This window comes from Brevundimonas sp. DW-iso22, from assembly GCF_058725425.1.
In genome coordinates, this window is the sequence record NZ_JBZXEB010000008.1 from 44,649 (window position 1) to 62,040 (window position 17,392).

Below are 17,392 nucleotides of genomic sequence, written 5' to 3' on the forward strand. Positions count from 1 at the left end.
GGCCGAAGGCGGATGGAAATGTCCGGGGACGAGCGTGGCCGGAGCGATGGACGGCCCGAATTACCGGTTGTCGGGCCTTCGTTGGCTGACCATGAGCCTTGGTGTGACCTCGAGGTCTCAGCACGTGGATTTGTCAGATAGCGGATGACGCTTGAGATTGCCTGCGGGCGGCGCTACGGCCCGGGTATGGTGAAGTCTCACATGTCCCGGGTTCGCAAGGCCCGCCGTATCCAGAAACGGGCTCGCCGCAGTGGCGCTATCAGTCCGCAGGAAGCGGAGTTGATGAGCCTGGCGGGACTGGAGGTCGAAGAAGGCGAACTGCGCCTGATACCAGGATGGGATGAAGAAGTTTCAAATACGCTGGCGGCCTTGAAGGCGGCGGCAGAGGATGAGCGTCCCCGCCTGGTTGATACCACTATGCTGTACGCGCCGAAATCCGGAGGGGTTAAGCGCTATCTCCAGTCCAAGAAGAGCTGGCTTGAAACCAATCGGCCCGGCGTGGCTCACTCGCTGGTCGTGCCGGGCGCGCATCACCGGGCCGGTGACGATGGCGTGGTGCAGTTGCATGCTACAAAGCTCCCGTTTGGTGACGGCTACCGATGGCCCACCTCTGTGCGTCGTTGGGGGGCATGGGTAGCAGCCCTGCATCCGACCGTGATCGAGGCTGGCGATCCCTATACGCCAGGGCAGGGGGCGCTGGAGGCTGGGCAAAGGGCGGGTTGCCCCGTAATCGGCTTTTGCCACTCCGATCCCGCTGGTTTGGCCGCGCTTCATTTTGGAGAATGGGCCAAGAAACCGGTTGAGAAACGCTGGGCGCGTCTATTCGGCCAGTTCGACAAGGTCGTGTCGCCCAGTCGCTACATCGCGCGGCGACTGGAAGAGGCAGGTGTTGGAAATATCGTGATCCGGCCATTAGGTGTGGAAATCGACACCTTTCGGCCCGACCGTCGTGACCGCGAGTGGCTGCTGACCAAACTGGGTCTGCCATCCTCGGCCAGACTGCTGTGCTTCGCTGGCAGGCCGGCGCGAGAGAAAAACATCGATGTCCTCATTGAAGCTGTGCAGCGGCTTGGCGAGCCCTATCATCTGGTGCTGGTCGGGGCTGGTGCAGGGATGCCGGCCGAAGAGCGGGTGATTTCGCTTCCCTACGAAGCCAACCCGAAAGCCGTGGCCAAGATCATCGCCTCCTGCGATGCCTTTGTGCACGCCAACGACAAGGAGCCGTTCGGCCTGATCGTTCTCGAGGCCATGGCCTGCGGTCGGCCCGTCGTGGGCGTAAACTCCGGCGGTGTGGCGGAGACTGTTGACGACAGTGTCGGACAACTGGCCGCCAGTGCCGATCCCGCAGTCTATGCCGCCGCGATCGAGGCGCTGTTCGAGCGCGATATCGAGGCCATTGGCGATTCGGCCCGCGCCCGCATGGTCGAGCGCTTCTCCTGGAATCGCGTGTTCGAGGATTTGAGCGACGTCTATGCTGAAGTCAGCGGGGCGGACGCCTTTCGCCGGACTACGGTCCGTGACACGGTCGAGGCATGACCCGCATCGTCGCTATTCTGACCTCCATCTTTCTCGCGTTCGCCTTGGGCACCCCTGTCGTGGCCCAGACCGTGATTCTGGTCCGGCATGCCGAGAAGGCCGACCAAAGCGCCGATCCTGTTCTGTCTGGGGAGGGAGAGGCGAGGGCACAGGCCCTGGCTGACCGATTGGGGGCGTCTTCGATCGATCTGATCCTGACCAGCTCGCTACAGCGTACCCGTCTCACGGCGGCTGCTACGGCTGAGGCCTATGGTATCGAACCCGTGGCCATAGCTTTGGATACCAGCACAGAAGCTCATGTCGCGGACTTGGTCGCCCGCGTCAGGGCTGCGCCCGAGACTTCTACCATCCTGATCGTCGGTCACAGTAACACAGTCCCAATGATCGCTCGCGCTCTGGGCCAGAACACGCCCGACATGCCGGACTGCGAATATGATCGCTTGCTGACTTTGAAGCTTCAGGGCGAGAGCGTCTTTGGCGTGACAGGCCGCTATGGCGCTCGGTCAGAATGCTGATCTAGACGTCTAGATCGGCCACCGCGAACTTCGCGTTTTCCTGAATGAACTGGTAGCGGGCGTCGGCCTTCTTGCCCATCAGGCGCTCGACCAGATCCTCGATCTCGTCTTCGGACGCAGGCAGGGTGACGCGGGCCAGGGTGCGCTTCTTCGGATCCATGGTGGTTTCCTTGAGCTGGGAAGCCATCATCTCGCCTAGGCCCTTGAAGCGGCCGATCTCGGTCTTCTTGCCCTTGAAGACAGTGGCGAGAAGTTCGTCGCGATGGGCGTCGTCGCGCGCGTATTCCGACAACGGACCGGCCTGAATCCGGTACAGCGGCGGCAGTGCCATATAGACGCGGCCCTGCCGCACGGCCTCGGGCATCGAGCGATAGAAGAAGGTGATCAGCAGCGCCGCGATATGGGCCCCGTCCACGTCGGCGTCGGTCATGATGACGATCCGCTCATAGCGCAGGTCGTCGATGTTGAAGCGGTTGCCCGGCTGGACGCCCAGCGCCAGCGCCAGGTCCGACAGTTCGATATTGGCCCGCAGCTTGTCCGCCGTCGCCGAGGCGACGTTCAGGATCTTGCCGCGCAGCGGCAGAATGGCCTGGGTGGTGCGGTCCCGCGCCTGTTTGGCCGAGCCCCCGGCCGAATCGCCCTCGACGATGAACAGCTCGGTGCCGTTGGCCGACTGGCGAGAACAATCCGACAGCTTGCCGGGCAGGCGCAGCTTGCGCGTGGCCTGGGCGCGCTGGACCTCCTTGTCCTTGCGACGGCGCAGGCGGTCTTCCGCCCGGTCGATGACAAAGCCCAGCAGCAGGTTGGCCTGTTTGGGGCTCTCGGTCAGCCAGTGATCCAGCGGATCGCGCAGCAACTGTTCGACCAGCCGCTGGCCCTCGGGCGAGGACAGACGGTCCTTGGTCTGGCCCTGGAATTCAGGATTGCGGATGAAGACGCTGATCAGCGCCCCGGCATTGGCGATGACGTCCTCGGCCGTGATCTGAACCGCGCGCTTCTCGTTGGTCAGTTCGCCGTAAGCCTTCAGCCCCTTGACCAGCGCGGCGCGGAAACCCGCTTCGTGGGTGCCGCCGTCGGGCGTGGAGACGGTGTTGCAATAGGACTGGACGAAGCCGTCGGCCTCTCCGAAGCCGATGGGCGACCAGGTCACGGCCCATTCGATGGCCCCGGTCTCGCCTTTGCGCTCGACCCGTCCGGCAAAGGCGGGAGTGACGGTTTCCAGCTCGCCGATCCGCTCGGCCAGGGCGTCGGCCAGACCGCCGGGGAAGTGCAGTGTGGCCTCGGCGGGCGTGGCGTCCGTGATTCGCTCCGGCGCGCAGGTCCATTTGATCTCGACGCCCCGGAACAGATAGGCCTTGGACCGGGTCATGCGGAACAGGCGCGCAGGCTTGAAGGCCGCGCCGACGCCGAAGATTTCTTCGTCCGGGTGGAAGCGGATCAGGGTGCCGCGCTTCTTGGATGGCCCGATCTGCTGGATCGGCCCTTGTGGCAGGCCGCGGCTGAACGACTGCTTCCACTCAGAACCGTCGCGCCAGACGGTGACGTCCAGCCGGTCGCTCAGGGCGTTGACGACCGAGACGCCGACGCCGTGCAGGCCGCCGGAGGTCTCATAGGCCTTGCCCGAGAATTTGCCGCCCGAGTGCAGCACGGTCATCACGACTTCCAGCGCCGACTTGCCGGGGTGTTTCGGGTGCGGATCGACCGGAATGCCACGTCCGTCATCGCGGACGGAAAGGACGCCGTCTGCGTCGAGATCAACGGTGATCAGCTTGGCATGGCGGGCCACGGCCTCGTCCATGGCGTTGTCCAAGACCTCGGCGAACAGGTGGTGCAGGGCACGCTCGTCTGTGCCGCCGATATACATGCCGGGGCGTTTGCGGACCGGCTCCAGCCCCTCGAGCACTTCGATAGAGCTGGCGGAATAGCTGCCGGGCACGGGCGGGGCCGAGGGTTCTTGCTTGGGTGCAGCGGCAGGCACCGGTTCCGGACGCGGCGCGGCGGCCTGGGGCGTCAGGGCGGGTTCCGGCGTCGGGGCAGGTGGCGTCGCCGGGCCTTTCGGCTCGGGGATGTCGTCAAACAGGGAAGGAAGGTTGCTGGACTGGCCCATCTGCATACTGTGCGGCGATTCGGGGACGGGTCTGGTAGGCCCGGCGACGCTTTACGGCAAGCGGCACGGTCGCACCTGTGGACGACGGCAGCATCGCGCGCGTCATCACCGCCATGAACAGCACCCAGGGCAGGTTTTGGTGGGTCACAAGGATGCTTTCCGAAAGGCTCAGTACGACGAAGGCGACCATGAAGCCCAAGCCCCACCAGCCCTCGCGCATGCCAGAGGCACCAGAGCGGAAAATCAGAATGACGGTCGTCAGCGCCAGGCAGAAGCCGACGAGAATAGCCCCGGGCCAGCCCAGCTGGACCAGCAGATCGATCCAGCCGTTGTGCGCCGAGGGCACCAGCCAGCCGGTCTCCTGACGCACCCAGTCGGCGGGCGGCGATTCGCCGATCCGGCCCCAGAAGGCCCCGTAACCGTAGCCGGTCATCGGTCGCTCGGCGACGCGGCGCATCAGGCTGGCCCAGATGTCGGTGCGCCCGGTCAGGGACGGGTCCTTGCCCAACGCCTCCAGCACCTCGACGGAGTGGGTGTCCCAGATCCACAAGCCCAGGCCGCTCAGTACGACGGCTATCCAGACGGCGAAGACCGCAAACGCAGGGCCGCCCTTGCGCATGGCCCAGAACCCCCCGACCAAACCAACCCCGACCACCAGGCACAGTAGCGAGGTCTTGGACTGGGTCGCCAATACCAAGGCTGAGGACAGGATCAAGGCGGCCAGTGGCAACAGCTTGCGCGGATCGGGCGAGGCCAGACAAGCGGCCGAGGCCGTGGCCCCGATGACCATCACCGCTCCCATCTGGTTCTTCTCGTACCAGAGGCCGCGCCACAGGCCGGCATTCTCAAGCTGGTGCACGCCGATGGCGGGGAAGGCGAAGATCATCACCAGACTGCCCGCCGCCATGACCAGCGTCGTGTACATCAGCAGGCGCGGCAGGTGCGGCCCCCGGAACGCGGAGCCCAGATACAGGGCGAAAACTCCGCTGATGGCCAGGGCGATCACCCTCCGGTCGGTCGTGTGATAGTCGATCGACCAGTATTTGGAAGCGAAGCACAGCCCCACGATCGCACCGACCAGGATTGCCGCCGGCCAGGCCCGCCAAACCCGATCCAGCCGCGCCACCGCCAGCACGGCGATCGCCGCATAGGCGGGCAACCAGACCAGCCGCAGCACCGGCGTCTCTTCCTGCAGGGGTGCGAAAACGGGACCGATCAGGGCACCGGTCAGCATGGCGATGATCAGCCCGCACGTCAGATACTCCCACCAGGCGGGGGCGGGTTCGATCAAACTGTGATCTGGACGAGACAAGCGCACCGATGCAGGGTCGTTGAACGGCCTTAACGAACGGTTGGTGAGGGTCCGACCTCCGGTTTCAGAGAGACAACTAATGCTTTCTGCCTTGTTCGGCGCTCGCAGCTTTCTGGATCCGGACATCGAGGCGTGGCACCTCGACGTGTGGGCAATGCTGATTGAACGCTATGTCGACAATGTCGCGATCGCTGATACGCCGCTTGTGCTCCCGACCAGGCAATACTTCCCGCCTACAGAAGCTACCGGTCATGCGAAGGCCGAACATATCTTTGAGTGTGTGAAGGGTATCATGGGGCTTTCGGACTGGCCCTGCAGTCTCGAGCCTCAAGGACGTCGAAGGTCGGGTCAGCAAGTTTCCGAGTTCGTTCACCTTGGTGGCGATGAGACACCAAACGGTACATTTCGAATCGAACCGGGCGGCAATGTCGTTATCTCCTATGCACCAGAGCTCTTGGACGACCCCACCGGGCTGGTGGCGACATTCGCCCACGAACTGGCGCACTATCTGCTGGCCTCGGAAGCTGATCTTGTTGAGGACGAAACCCACGAGCTCATGACCGACCTGACGGTGGCCTTCGTGGGCTTTGGCGTTTTCGGTGCCAACTCCTGCTTCAGCTTTGAGCAACATGGCGACGCATTCGGCCAGGGCTGGCGCAGCCGATCTTCGGGCTATCTCTCACCGCGAAGCTGGGCCTTTGCGTTGGCTGTTTTTTGCGAACTGCGCGGCGGCGACGGTGAGGTAGCGCATTATCTGAAGCCGGAAATCGAGGGATTGCGGCGGCAAGCGGTCAAATATCTCAGAAGAAACCCGAGCCTATTGCAGGGACTTCGCGCGTCCGCCTGATCAGGCTTTCTCCACAAACGTATCGATTACCTTCTTCTCCCCGGCCTTTTCAAACGCCACGACCAGTTTGTTGCCTTCGATGGCGCGGACGGAGCCGTAGCCGAATTTCTGGTGGAAGACGCGCTGGCCGCGGGTCCAGCCGGAGGCGGCCTTGGGGTCGGCGGTGGCGACAAGGCGGCCTTCGCCCTCAATGACGGTGTGGCGGGCAGGGCGGGCGGCCGGAGTCTGAGCGGCAGTGAAAGACTGGGCGCGCTTCCAGCCAGGGGAGGAATAGCCGCTGCCGAAACTGGGCATCTCGTCCCAGCGGGACTTGGCGTCCTTCATGCCGGGCATGGTGCCATAATAGCCGGTGTCGCTCTCGGCCTCGACGTGGTCGATGGGCAGTTCGTCGACGAAGCGGCTGGGCAGTTGCGAGGTCCAGCGGCCGTAGACCAGCCGGTTCGCCGCGAAGGAAATGCGCGCGTCCGACTTTGCCCGGGTGACGCCGACGTAGGCGAGGCGGCGTTCCTCCTCCAAACCCTTTTCCCCTTTTTCATCGATGCTGCGCTGGCTGGGGAAGACGCCTTCCTCCCAGCCCGGCAGGAAGACCAGCGGGAACTCCAACCCCTTGGCTCCGTGCAGGGTCATGATCTGCACCGACCCGGAGCCGTCCGCATCGGCATCGCCGCGATCCAGATCCATGACCAGCGAGACATGCTCCAGATAGGCTTGCAGCGTCTCGAACTGCTGCATCGACTGCGTCAGTTCCTTGAGGTTATCCAGCCGCGTCTGCCCGGTCGCGCGATCGGCCTTCTGCATGTCGGTATAGCCGCTCTCCTCCAATAGGGTTTCCGTCAGCTCCCAGTGGGGCAGGGTCTGGGCGAAGCCGCGCCAGCGGTCGATGTCGCGTATGAAGTTGCTGAGCGCCGTCCGCGTCCGCGCCTGAAGCTCGTCCGATCCGATCAGATCGCGCACTGCCGCCATGGCCGAGACGCCGGACAGGCGGGCGATCTGCAGGATCTTCTGCACACTGGTGTCGCCGATGCCGCGCTTGGGCACATTGACAATCCGCTCGAAGGCCAGGTCGTCGTCTTCGCTGACGATCAGCCGCAGATAGGCGTGGGCGTCGCGGATTTCGGCCCGTTCGAAGAAGCGCGGTCCGCCGATCACCTGATAGGGCACGGCCAGCAGGACGAACCGTTCCTCGAAGGCCCGCATCTGGAAGGAGGCGCGTACCAGGACCGCCATGTCCTTGTAGGCCACTCCCGCGCGCCGGGCCGTCTCGATCTCGTCGGCGATCAATCGGGCCTCGGCCTCGCCGTCCCAGACGCCGCGCACGCGCACCTTGTCGCCGCCCTCGTCCTCGGTCCACAGGGTCTTGCCCAGACGATCGCGGTTGCCCGCGATCAGGCCCGAGGCCGCGCCCAGAATATGCTTGGTCGAGCGATAGTTACGCTCCAGTCTTACGACCTTGGCTCCGGGAAAGTCGCGCTCGAAGCGCAGGATGTTGTCCACCTCGGCCCCGCGCCAGCCATAGATGGACTGGTCGTCGTCGCCGACGCAGCAGACGTTGCCGGTGGAGGAGGTGAGGAGCCTCAGCCACAGATACTGGGCGACATTGGTGTCCTGATATTCGTCGACCAGGATGTAGCGGAACCGACGACGATATTCCTCAGCGATATCCGCGTGTTTGGACAGGATCGTCAGGTTGTGAAGCAACAGGTCGCCGAAATCGCAGGCGTTCAGACTGACCAGACGGGCCTGATAGGCGGCATACAGCGCCTGACCCTTGCCGTTGGCGAAATCCTCTGACGGCGGCAGTTTGTCGGGCGTCCAGCCGCGGTTCTTCCAGTGGTCGATCAGGCCGGACAGGGACTTGGGCGTCCAGCGTTTGGTGTCCAGCCCTTCGGCCTCCAGCACCTGTTTGCAGACCCGCTCCTGATCGTCGGTGTCCAGGATGGTGAAGCTGGATTTCAGTCCGACCAGTTCGGCATGCCGCCTCAGAATTTGGGCCGCCACGCTGTGGAAGGTGCCGAGCCAGCGCAGACCCTCCGACGACGGGCCGATCAGGTGGGTGATCCGCTCGCGCATCTCGCGCGCCGCCTTGTTGGTGAAGGTGACGACCAGTAGCTCCCACGGCCGCGCCCGGCCGGTCGCAAGGATGTGCGCCAGGCGCGTCGTCAGCACCCGCGTCTTGCCGGTACCCGCGCCGGCCAGCACCAGAACGGGTCCGTCGACGGTCAGCACGGCGTCACGCTGTTCGGGGTTCAGACCCTTCAGATAATCGACGGCGGGTGCCTCGACGCCGCCCGGCCCTCGCGAACGGGCCAGGTCTGAGATGCGTGGGGCAGGGATATCGGGGAGACTCATCAGGGGAACATAAGGGGCACGAGGCCACATGTCAGCGCCGGTGTTTCATCCGCATCCGGAACCGCCAAGCCTGACCGTCGTTTCGGCAGCATCTGCAAAAGGGAAGGGACACTACACATGGCCGAGAATACGAGTGGCGGCGGCAACGCTGGTCTGGCCTTCATCGTTGGGGGGCTTCTGGTCGTCGTGGCGATCGTCGCCTGGTTCGTCTTCGGACGGGGCGGCGGCATGGGCGGCGAGACCAAGGACGTCAATGTCGACGTGAACCTGCCGGAAGTTTCGGCACCCGCAACACCCGGGAACTGAGCCATGACTGATCCTAATCGTCCGATCGATCCGCAGGACCGGCCCGAAGTGGTCCACCACACCACCGTGAATACGGCCCCGGCACCCGAGCGTCGCAGTGGCGGCGGCGGCGTGCTGGCCTTCATCGTCGGCGGACTGGTCGTCGCGGCTCTGGTCATCGGCTTCATCGTCTATTCGAACGGCGGCTTCGGCGGTCAGGCCGAGGACACCAATGTCGACGTCGACGTGAACCTGCCGGAGCTTCCGGCGGCTCCGGAGATGCCGGAACTGCCGAACATTGAACCGCCCTCGGTGCCTCAGCCGAACCCGGCACCGTCTAACTAAGCGACTACGTCCGGTCGTTTCGCGTCAGTGGAACGATCGGTCACCGCTGGCCCAGGCTAGGGCCAGCAGGCGACAGGCCGAGGCCAGTGGGGTTCGCCCCCGCGTCTCATCGATCCGTTTCATCAGGCCGGCGTGCGACAGGCCCAGAGCCTTGGCGATTTCGTCGAGCACGGTCCAGAAGGCCGGCTCCAGCGCGACGGAGGTGGCGTGTCCGGACAGGGACACCGACCGCTTGGTCAATCCGCTCACTATCCAGGCCTCACCTGACCCCGACCAGAACGATGTCAGCGCGGGACGCGGCACCCTGGGTCAGGACGGCGTGGCGCGTGTCGGTCGTGAACCTCAGGGCTCCCGCGGGATCTCGGATTTCAGCGCGCACCGCATAGGTGTGGCGCGGGTCGATGTCTGCCTCCTGCACGGACAAGGTGACGGCATAAGGCGGGCCGCGGCCACCGAGGTCTTGCGCCGCCTCTGCCATCATCCGCGAAGGGGCATCGGCCAGGCTGACGTCTTCCAGACGCACACTCAGACGATGGCCCGGCGGCAGCAGGATCCGCTCGCGATAGGTGACTGAGACGGCGATTGGAACCATGCCGATCCCGGCATTGGCTCCGGCCTCCGGCATAGTCGAACAGCCTGCCAGCACGACGGCCAGGGGCAGGGCGGTCAGGATGTGGCGCATCTCGGTCTCCTTGTGGCTGGCATGAGTGTAGCAGATCGCGCCGACTGGCCCCACCGTCATCATATGATCAGCGTTCACCCCTTGGGGTTTTCGCGCTAGGGTGCCTGTGCTTCGTCACAGGACCGCCCATGACCGCGACCGCCGACTTCGACACCTATACGCGCCTCCAGCCTCAGCGGATCGAGCCGCTGACGGCCTTGCGCGCCTTCCGCAAGCTGGTGGCCGACAAGGAGGACACCGCTCAGGTGTTCGAGATCATGCGCGCCCTGTCCGGCCGGTCCCTGGCACGCGGCTACAACCACATGCTCAAGACCCAGGAGGGCGGGCGGCAGGCGTATCTGGCCGAGGAACTGGCGCACAAGCTGGACGACCCGGTCTGGCTGGCCCGGTTCGAGCTCGGTACGGTCGGAGCCAGCTATCGTGCCTTCCGCGAAGAACGCGGCTTTACCGCTGAAGGTCTGGCCGACGAGGCTCGCAAGATCGGGCCCCAGATCGATGCCCAGCATCCCGTCGTCTGGTATTCGCGCCGCATTCGTGACGTGCACGATATCTGGCACGTGCTGACCGGCTATGAGACTGATGCACTGGGCGAGGCCTGTGTGGTCGCGTTCTCCTATGCCCAGACGCGAAATCTGGGCTTTGCCTTCATCGGCTGGGGCGCGGCGCGGGAAATCCAGCGCGAGGTGAAGTCGGTGCCCGCCCGCCGCGCGGTCTGGCAGGCCTATCGCAACGGCAAGGCGGCGAACTGGCTGCCGGGCCTCGATTACGAGGCGCTGTTCGCCCAGCCGCTGGAGGTCGCACGCGCACGTCTGAACATCCGGCCCGCCAGCGTGTATCACGCCGTGCCTGCCGAGGTGCGGGGGAGCTTGAAGCTGGGGGCCTGATCGCGACTTCCGGCGGCCATAAGTCCGACTTGTGGCAGGGCATGTCGAACCCGCTTGCGTCCTGACCGGCAACCGTTCAATCGGGCCCGGTGCAAAGCCCTGAACCGTCTTCCGCAGCCGTCACCCGCCGCATCCTGTCGCCCGCCGTGCTGGCGATCGGCGGCGTAGGCATCTGCGCCCTGATCTGGGGGACGACCTGGTATGCGATCACGCTGCAGCTGGGCACGGTCGCGCCCCTGGCCTCAATCGTCTGGCGGTTCGGCCTGGCGGCGATCCTGCTGTTCCTGGGCTGTCTGATCTTTCGCCAGCCGCTGCGACTGACCCGCGCCCAGCACCTGGCGGTCGCTGCCCAGGGCGTGTTTGCCTTCTCCATCAGCTACAGCTTCACCTATGCGGCCGAGGGGCTGATCGCGTCGGCCATCGTGGCGGTGATCTTTGCGTCGCTGGCCTTCATCAACCTGATCCTGTTCCGCATAGCCGCCGGGCAGCGCGCGGCACTGGCGTCGTGGGGTGGGGCCTTGCTGGGCGTGGTCGGCGTCGGCGTGCTGTCGGGATCCGAGATCTTGGGGGCCGGGCTGGGGCAGGGGGCCGCGACCGGCGTCGGCTTCGCGCTGCTGGCGGTTGCGGCCTCGGCCTTCGGCAATCTGTTCGCGTTCAGGGGTCAGGCGGCGGGGGCGGCCGTTATCCCGTCCACCGCTTGGGCGATGGCCTACGGGACTGGGGTGCTGGCGCTGTACGGCCTGGCCACGGGCGTCGAATGGTCGATAGAGCCGTCGCTCAGCTACATCGGTTCGCTGCTGTATCTATCGGTGTTCGGCTCGGTGATTGCGTTCGGCCTGTATTTCACCATCGCGCGCGCCCGCGGCTATGCCCTGGCCAGCTATATCTCGGCCCTGACGCCGCCGATCGCCATGCTGGTGTCCGTGCTGTTCGAGGATGCCCGCTTCGGCTGGCCTGCGCTGGTTGGGCTGGTGCTGGTCCTGGGCGGTCAGGTTCTGTTGATCCGCGCGCCCAAGGTGTCTGCCGCCTAGTCCTCGCGTTTCGCGCCATCCAGAACGGCCTGGATGCGATCCTTCTCCGCCTGGGCTTTTTGCCGCTCGGCCTTGGTCTGCCCGAAGGCCGAGCGGTTGACCGAGGCAGTCTCGGCCTGCGCCGCCTTGGCCCGCATCTTGCGCGCCCGGTTCAGGTTGATGATCTCGCCCATGCCGACCTCTGCCATACGAAACCGTCCCGTGCGGCATGCATTTTTGAGGGACACCGCAACAGGAGACCTCCCCATGGTAGACCCCACCCTGATCAAGGAACACCTCGAAGTCGTTGGTTCGGACGGCGAACACGTCGGTCGTGTGGATCACGTGCTGGGCGACCAGATCGAACTGGCTAAGCTGGACCTGGCCGGTGGCTTCAAACACCACATGATCCCGGTCAGCTGGGTCGAGCGCGTGGACGAGCATGTCCACCTGAACCTGACCAAGGACGAGGCCAAGTCGCGCTGGACTGAAAAGCCCCACTAGGCCGCAGGCTTACCGCGAATTCACGAAGGCCCCGCTGATATCGGCGGGGCCTTTGCCTATTTGAGAAAGGCACCGTCCGGGTGCAGGGAGACCAACCAAGTTGATCCGTCTGATCCTGAATGTCCTGTGGTTCATCTTGGGCGGCTGGGCCGCAGGCCTCCTGTGGCTCTTTGGCGGCGCAGTGCTGGCCCTGACCATCGTCGGCCTGCCGTGGACTTTCGCCGCCTGGCGGATCGCCAGCTATTCCTTCTGGCCGTTCGGGCGTGAAGTAGTGTGGCGCGAACCGGACGCGACGGCCTTGGGTGCCGGCTGTTTCGGCATCGGCCTAAATGTCATCTGGTTCGTGTTCGCGGGCTGGTACATCGCCTTGGCCCATGTGCTGATCGCGGTGGCCGAGGCGATCACCATCATCGGCATCCCGTTCGCGTTGAAGGATCTGGAACTGGCCAAGCTGGCACTGGCCCCGATCGGACGCACGATCCGCGACAAGCCTTGAATCAAGATGCCGGCCTGTGGACCAGGCCGACATGATGATGTCCCCGTGGTGGCGGCCTCAACCCGGCGAGATCATCTTCTCGGGGCGCACGGCCTCGTCGAACTCGGCGTCGGTCAGATAGCCGCCGCCGACGGCCTCTTCGCGCAGGGTCGTGCCGTTCTTGTGCGCGGTCTTGGCGATCTTGGCGCAGGCGTCGTAGCCTAGCTTGCCGTTCAGGGCGGTGACCAGCATCAGCGAGTTGTTGAGGCCGCGCTCGATGTTGTCGATCCGGGGCTCGATGCCGACGACGCAGTTCTCGGTGAAGCTGACCGCCGCGTCGGCCATCAGCCGCACCGACTGCAGGAAGTTGTACGCCATAACCGGGTTGAAGACGTTCAGCTCGAAATGGCCCTGCGAGCCCGCGAAGGTGATCGCCGCGTGGTTGCCGAACACCTGGACGCAGACCTGGGTCAGGGCCTCGCACTGGGTCGGATTGACCTTGCCCGGCATGATCGACGACCCTGGCTCGTTCTCGGGCAGGGCCAACTCACCCAAGCCCGAGCGGGGGCCGGAGCCCAGAAAGCGGATGTCGTTGGCGATCTTGAACAGCGAGGCAGCGACCGTGTTGATCGCGCCGTGGCTCATGACCATCGCGTCGTGGGCGGCGAGCGCCTCGAACTTGTTGGGAGCCGTGGTAAATTTGAGGCCGGTGATCTGGGCGATCTTGTCCGCAACCCCTTCGGCGAACCCGACTGGCGCGTTCAGTCCGGTGCCGACCGCGGTGCCGCCCTGGGCCAGTTGCATCAGGTCGGGCAGGGTGCTCTCGATCCGCTCGATGCCCTTGGCGACCTGCTGAACATAACCGGAGAACTCCTGGCCCAGCGTCAGGGGCGTGGCGTCCTGGGTGTGCGTGCGGCCGATCTTGATGATGTCCTTCCAGGCCTGCGCCTTGTCGTTCAGGGCGTTGTGCAGGGTCTGAAGGGCCGGCAGCAGACGGTGGACGACCTCCTCTGCGCAGGCGACGTGCATGGCCGTGGGATAGGTGTCGTTGGACGACTGGCTCATGTTGACGTGGTCGTTGGGGTGGACCGGCTTCTTCGATCCCATCTCGCCACCCAGCATCTCGATCGCCCGGTTCGAGATCACCTCATTGGCATTCATGTTCGACTGGGTGCCCGAGCCCGTCTGCCAGACCACCAGCGGGAAGTGGTCGTCCAGCTTGCCCTCGATGACCTCGTCGGCGGCGCGGACGATGGCGTTGCCGATGGCCGGATCAAGCCGGCCCAGGGCCATGTTGGTCTCGGCTGCCGCCCGCTTAACGATGCCCAGCGCGCGCACGATCGGCAGAGGCTGTTTTTCCCAGCCGATCTTGAAGTTGCCGAGGCTGCGCTGCGCCTGAGCGCCCCAATAGCGATCCGAGGCGACCTCGATCGGGCCAAAGGTATCGGTCTCGGTGCGGTAATCAGTCATGGCGCGAACGGCTCTCTCAGACGTGGCGGAGGAATGCGCGGCGGTGTAGCACGGAGGCGCGAAGGGGCAAGGACGGAGCGGCCATCATGCGACCAGAGGCCATGGCATGACCGCCGGCTGGATCGGCACCGGCAAGGTTCGCGCCCGTGAGGTCGGCGACGTCGTCGAGATCACCATCGAGGGCCTGACGACCCAGGCCAAATACTACAAGCCGCTGGTCTATGAGTTCATGCGCAAGGAGTGGTCGTCGCGGCCGTCCTATGGCGACTACACGGTCGAAATCCTGATGGAACACATCGGCGATCCGCCGTGGATGGACCTGGACAATCTGGCCAAGGCCCTGCTGGACGCCATCAAGGGCTATCTGTTCCACGACGACAGCCAGGTGGCGCGCCTGCTGGTCGAGCGCCGCCAGGGCGAGCGGGAACGGATCACGATCCGGTCATTCCCGCGCAGAGACGCCGGTCAGTCAGCGGGATAGCGCTCGAAGGCGGGCAGGCGGTGCAGGTCAGACATCCAGCCTATGGCCTCCGCCGTCTGGATCTGCGCTTGCAAAGGGATCGCCTCGGGGTCGTCCAGCGTGGCGCTCTGCACGTCAATCTGGCCCGGAAAGATGGCCTCGTTCGTATAGAACAGGCCCGTCCCGCATCGCCCGCAGAAGCCGCGTCGCCCGTCGGTGGACGAGGCGTACCAGACCGGTTCACCCGTGATGATGACCTGATCGGCAGGGGCCAGCGCCCAGGCCACCGCCGGGGCACCCGCGCATTTGCGACAATCGGTGCAATGGCACAGGGTGTGGTGGACGGCCTGATCAGCCGTTTCGTATCGGATTGCGCCGCAATGGCAGCCGCCGGTCAGCATGAAACCCTCCCGCAAGTTCCTGATATGTTCTTGCTGCGAATGACGGGTTTTGTCAAATGCGAACAGGACGGCGAGCGGCGCGAAGTCGGGACGACTATTTCTTGCGGAACTGGTCCAGTGAAACGACCTTGGGGCCGTCGTCGTCGCTTGGCGCGGGAGATTTGGCGGGCTCGGCGGCCTCGATCTCCTGTACGATCTCGTCCACCGTAACCGGCTCCTCGAACTGAAGCAGGAACTGGACGGAGGGGTCGTAGAACCGTGTCACGGCCGTATAGGGCATGGACAGGACCTTGGGCATGCCGCCGAACTTGAGCATGACCGAGAACCGGGTCGGCTCGACCGTCAGGTCCCAGTACTGATGCTGGAGCACAACGGTCATTTCTTCGGGGTATTTGGCCAGAACGTCAGGCGGCACGCTGACGCCTGCCGCGCGGGTCTTGAAGGTGATGTAGAAGTGGTGCGCGCCGGGGATCCCCTCGGGCATGGCGGCCCGTTCCAGCGCAAGCCGGATCACCCCACGCAGGGCATCCTGCGCCAGGGCGTCGTAATGCATTTCGTCGACGGGGGGCGTCTCTTCGGCCATGGATCGCTCTCGTGTTCGCGCGAGGTGTAGCGGGGCCGCGCGACGGGCGAAAGATGGCGACGAAGGAAATAGTGCCAGGGATTCTGTTGGCAGGCTCCCTGACAGGCCCCGCCTGAGGATCTGAACCCCCAGGACTTAAGTTGGAATTACCGGAACCGCATTACGCGGCGACAGCGTATTCCCCAGCGAAGTTATCGTTCGCAGTTAGAAAATGGCCCGATACGGTGGGCCAGGACGAGCGAAAGCAGTCTTCTTTACACGTCCGTCGATGCTAGTCGGCCCCATACCTTCCGCCGATACGCGGGAGAAAATGGTGGAGCCGCCGGGAATCGCACCCGGGTCCGGTCCGCTTATTACAAGCGCGTTTATCGCCATATCCGGAGCAAGCCCCGGCTCGATCAATATAGGGCATCCGTGGCCCGGTTCAAAGGGGCAACGCGAGTCTCGCGTCAGCCGCCGCCTGTGCGGCCTGTAGCCTTGCCACTTCCTTCGCAAACGGGACAGGTATCACCTGACGTCAGAGTACCGCGTCCCTCGCATTCGGGACACAGGCTAGCATCAGGCGTGAGAGCTGATGCCGGATCGGCGGGGTCTTCGGGGAAAAGACCCCGGTCCTGAATGTCATGCGGGTCCATGACCCAACAACGGCCGGCCGGCGCGGTGGTTCACCGATCAGGTCGCACGTGCCCAATCTGCCGTCTGGTTCCGGAACCAGGTCAGTTGGCGCTTGGCATAGTTGCGTGTGGCCTGCTGTGTGGCCGCGATGGCGTCATCCAGGCTGACCGAGTCGCTCAGATGCGCCGAAAGTTCTCGGACACCCACCGCCTTCATGGCGGGCAGGGTGGGGGCGAGGTTACGCCATAGCAGAGCCTGGACCTCGTCCAGCGCCCCGTGTTGGATCATGCTCTCCACGCGACGATCGCACCGGGCATAGAGCGCTGACCGGTCTGGTTCGACCACCATGCCGGTCCATGATCCCGGGGCGAGCAGAGGCGTCGTGTCGGCGGACCATTTGCTTAGGGCGCGGCCGGTGTGCTCGGCTACGGACATGGCCCGGATCAGGCGTTGACGGTCGCCCGTCTCGATCCGCTGTGCCGCTTGCGGGTCCAAGGTCGACAGCCGACTGCGGAATGCGGCCTCGCCCTCGGCATCGAACGCCTGCTCGGCGGTATCGCGGACCTCGACAGGCACATCGGGAATATCCGCCAACCCCTTCGTTAAGGCGGCGAAATACAGCCCCGTCCCCCCGACCAGAAGCACCGGACGCCCCGCCTCGGCCAGTTCGGCCATGATCGGCATGACAGCGCGGCTCCAGCGGCCGACGGACCAGGCGTCCGCCGCATCGGCGACGCCGTACAGTCGATGTTCGATCTCGGCTTCATCCTCGACCAAGGGGCGGGCGGTCAGGATGCGCAGATCGGCGTACAGTTGCTGGCTGTCGGCATTGAGGATGACGGCCCCGATCTCGCGCGCCCGCGCCATGGCCAAGGCCGACTTGCCGGACGCGGTCGGTCCGGCGATCAGTTCGATCAGGGGCGGTCGGGACAAATCGGCGCTCGCGGAGAGGGGGCTTTCGGCGATAGAAGGCCCGCACACGCCCCGCAACCCCGAAGCTCTTTCCAGAGGC

At 64.9% G+C, this 17,392-nt stretch carries 20 protein-coding genes and 1 other RNA gene; 10 read left to right on the forward strand and 11 right to left on the reverse strand.

From position 1 onward, the window contains the following. Positions 1 to 201 precede the first annotated feature (201 nt). Both AC4PRM_RS13990 and AC4PRM_RS13995 read left to right on the forward strand, forming a co-directional pair. A complete protein-coding gene (locus tag AC4PRM_RS13990) occupies positions 202 to 1,536 on the forward strand; it encodes a glycosyltransferase (protein WP_492040326.1) in 1,335 nt (444 codons plus the stop codon). Further along, positions 1,533 to 2,051, forward strand: a complete 519-nt coding sequence (locus AC4PRM_RS13995; RefSeq protein WP_492040327.1) for a SixA phosphatase family protein — start codon at positions 1,533 to 1,535, stop codon at positions 2,049 to 2,051. Before AC4PRM_RS13990 ends, AC4PRM_RS13995 begins: the two co-directional genes overlap by 4 nt. A gap of 1 nt (position 2,052) precedes the next feature. On the opposite strand, the gene parE is transcribed toward AC4PRM_RS13995, so the two are convergent. Then, a complete protein-coding gene (gene parE / locus AC4PRM_RS14000; RefSeq protein ID WP_492040328.1) occupies positions 2,053 to 4,158 on the reverse strand; it encodes a DNA topoisomerase IV subunit B in 2,106 nt (701 codons plus the stop codon). Beyond that, positions 4,124 to 5,449 carry an O-antigen ligase family protein gene (locus tag AC4PRM_RS14005; RefSeq protein WP_492040329.1) on the reverse strand — a complete coding sequence of 442 codons (1,326 nt, stop codon included), beginning with the start codon at positions 5,447 to 5,449 and terminating at the stop codon, positions 4,124 to 4,126. The genes parE and AC4PRM_RS14005 overlap by 35 nt, the downstream gene beginning before the upstream one ends. A gap of 100 nt (positions 5,450 to 5,549) precedes the next feature. Here AC4PRM_RS14005 and AC4PRM_RS14010 point away from each other — a divergent pair, with 100 nt between their 5' ends. Continuing rightward, complete coding sequence (locus AC4PRM_RS14010) at positions 5,550 to 6,317, forward strand: hypothetical protein (protein ID WP_492040330.1); 768 nt, start codon at positions 5,550 to 5,552, stop codon at positions 6,315 to 6,317. On the opposite strand, the gene AC4PRM_RS14015 is transcribed toward AC4PRM_RS14010, so the two are convergent. After that, positions 6,318 to 8,696, reverse strand: coding sequence for an ATP-dependent helicase (locus AC4PRM_RS14015; RefSeq protein ID WP_492040331.1), 2,379 nt, complete (start codon positions 8,694 to 8,696; stop codon positions 6,318 to 6,320). An 87-nt stretch (positions 8,697 to 8,783) separates the two neighbouring features. On the opposite strand from AC4PRM_RS14015, the gene AC4PRM_RS14020 reads away from it, so the two are divergent. Both AC4PRM_RS14020 and AC4PRM_RS14025 read left to right on the forward strand, forming a co-directional pair. Further along, positions 8,784 to 8,972 carry a hypothetical protein gene (locus AC4PRM_RS14020; RefSeq protein ID WP_492040332.1) on the forward strand — a complete coding sequence of 63 codons (189 nt, stop codon included), beginning with the start codon at positions 8,784 to 8,786 and terminating at the stop codon, positions 8,970 to 8,972. Positions 8,973 to 8,975: 3 nt separating this feature from the next. Then, positions 8,976 to 9,296 carry a hypothetical protein gene (locus AC4PRM_RS14025; protein WP_373258139.1) on the forward strand — a complete coding sequence of 107 codons (321 nt, stop codon included), beginning with the start codon at positions 8,976 to 8,978 and terminating at the stop codon, positions 9,294 to 9,296. Between the two features lie 24 nt (positions 9,297 to 9,320). Here the strand turns inward: AC4PRM_RS14025 and AC4PRM_RS14030 are convergent, their stop codons facing one another. After that, on the reverse strand, positions 9,321 to 9,545 hold the full coding sequence (locus tag AC4PRM_RS14030; RefSeq protein ID WP_373258138.1) for a ribbon-helix-helix domain-containing protein: 225 nt from the start codon (positions 9,543 to 9,545) through the stop codon (positions 9,321 to 9,323). Positions 9,546 to 9,555: 10 nt separating this feature from the next. Beyond that, positions 9,556 to 10,056 carry a YbaY family lipoprotein gene (locus tag AC4PRM_RS14035; RefSeq protein WP_492040333.1) on the reverse strand — a complete coding sequence of 167 codons (501 nt, stop codon included), beginning with the start codon at positions 10,054 to 10,056 and terminating at the stop codon, positions 9,556 to 9,558. A 50-nt stretch (positions 10,057 to 10,106) separates the two neighbouring features. On the opposite strand from AC4PRM_RS14035, the gene AC4PRM_RS14040 reads away from it, so the two are divergent. Together AC4PRM_RS14040 and AC4PRM_RS14045 are read left to right on the forward strand one after the other, a co-directional pair. Continuing rightward, on the forward strand, positions 10,107 to 10,862 hold the full coding sequence (locus tag AC4PRM_RS14040; protein WP_492040334.1) for a Coq4 family protein: 756 nt from the start codon (positions 10,107 to 10,109) through the stop codon (positions 10,860 to 10,862). Positions 10,863 to 10,951: 89 nt separating this feature from the next. Beyond that, positions 10,952 to 11,893 carry a DMT family transporter gene (locus AC4PRM_RS14045; RefSeq protein ID WP_492040335.1) on the forward strand — a complete coding sequence of 314 codons (942 nt, stop codon included), beginning with the start codon at positions 10,952 to 10,954 and terminating at the stop codon, positions 11,891 to 11,893. Here the strand turns inward: AC4PRM_RS14045 and AC4PRM_RS14050 are convergent. Next, the gene (locus tag AC4PRM_RS14050; protein WP_492040336.1) at positions 11,890 to 12,066 is read right to left on the reverse strand and encodes a DUF4169 family protein; all 177 of its coding nucleotides are present in this window, start codon (positions 12,064 to 12,066) and stop codon (positions 11,890 to 11,892) included. The genes AC4PRM_RS14045 and AC4PRM_RS14050 overlap by 4 nt on opposite strands. 73 nt (positions 12,067 to 12,139) lie before the next feature. Between AC4PRM_RS14050 and AC4PRM_RS14055 the strand changes: the two genes are divergently transcribed. Further along, positions 12,140 to 12,376 carry a DUF2171 domain-containing protein gene (locus AC4PRM_RS14055; protein WP_292169512.1) on the forward strand — a complete coding sequence of 79 codons (237 nt, stop codon included), beginning with the start codon at positions 12,140 to 12,142 and terminating at the stop codon, positions 12,374 to 12,376. Positions 12,377 to 12,476: 100 nt separating this feature from the next. Beyond that, positions 12,477 to 12,872, forward strand: coding sequence for a YccF domain-containing protein (locus AC4PRM_RS14060; protein WP_449497088.1), 396 nt, complete (start codon positions 12,477 to 12,479; stop codon positions 12,870 to 12,872). 57 nt (positions 12,873 to 12,929) lie between these two features. Here the strand turns inward: AC4PRM_RS14060 and fumC are convergent, their stop codons facing one another. After that, positions 12,930 to 14,321 (reverse strand): class II fumarate hydratase, encoded by a 1,392-nt coding sequence (gene fumC / locus AC4PRM_RS14065; protein WP_492040337.1) that lies wholly within the window; start codon positions 14,319 to 14,321, stop codon positions 12,930 to 12,932. Between the two features lie 106 nt (positions 14,322 to 14,427). On the opposite strand from fumC, the gene AC4PRM_RS14070 reads away from it, so the two are divergent. Further along, on the forward strand, positions 14,428 to 14,802 hold the full coding sequence (locus AC4PRM_RS14070) for a RusA family crossover junction endodeoxyribonuclease (RefSeq protein WP_492040338.1): 375 nt from the start codon (positions 14,428 to 14,430) through the stop codon (positions 14,800 to 14,802). Here the strand turns inward: AC4PRM_RS14070 and AC4PRM_RS14075 are convergent. The 4 genes from AC4PRM_RS14075 to miaA all read right to left on the reverse strand — a co-directional run bounded on the left by AC4PRM_RS14075 (position 14,787) and on the right by miaA (position 17,313). Continuing rightward, positions 14,787 to 15,182 carry a GFA family protein gene (locus AC4PRM_RS14075; protein ID WP_492040339.1) on the reverse strand — a complete coding sequence of 132 codons (396 nt, stop codon included), beginning with the start codon at positions 15,180 to 15,182 and terminating at the stop codon, positions 14,787 to 14,789. The two genes, AC4PRM_RS14070 and AC4PRM_RS14075, sit on opposite strands and share 16 nt — an antisense overlap. Before the next feature lie 94 nt (positions 15,183 to 15,276). Beyond that, positions 15,277 to 15,765 carry an SspB family protein gene (locus AC4PRM_RS14080; protein WP_373258128.1) on the reverse strand — a complete coding sequence of 163 codons (489 nt, stop codon included), beginning with the start codon at positions 15,763 to 15,765 and terminating at the stop codon, positions 15,277 to 15,279. A 70-nt stretch (positions 15,766 to 15,835) separates the two neighbouring features. Then, positions 15,836 to 16,198, reverse strand: a transfer-messenger RNA (tmRNA) gene (gene ssrA, locus AC4PRM_RS14085). A 239-nt stretch (positions 16,199 to 16,437) separates the two neighbouring features. Beyond that, the gene (gene miaA / locus AC4PRM_RS14090) at positions 16,438 to 17,313 is read right to left on the reverse strand and encodes a tRNA (adenosine(37)-N6)-dimethylallyltransferase MiaA (RefSeq protein ID WP_492040340.1); all 876 of its coding nucleotides are present in this window, start codon (positions 17,311 to 17,313) and stop codon (positions 16,438 to 16,440) included. Between the last annotated feature and the right edge of the window lie 79 nt (positions 17,314 to 17,392).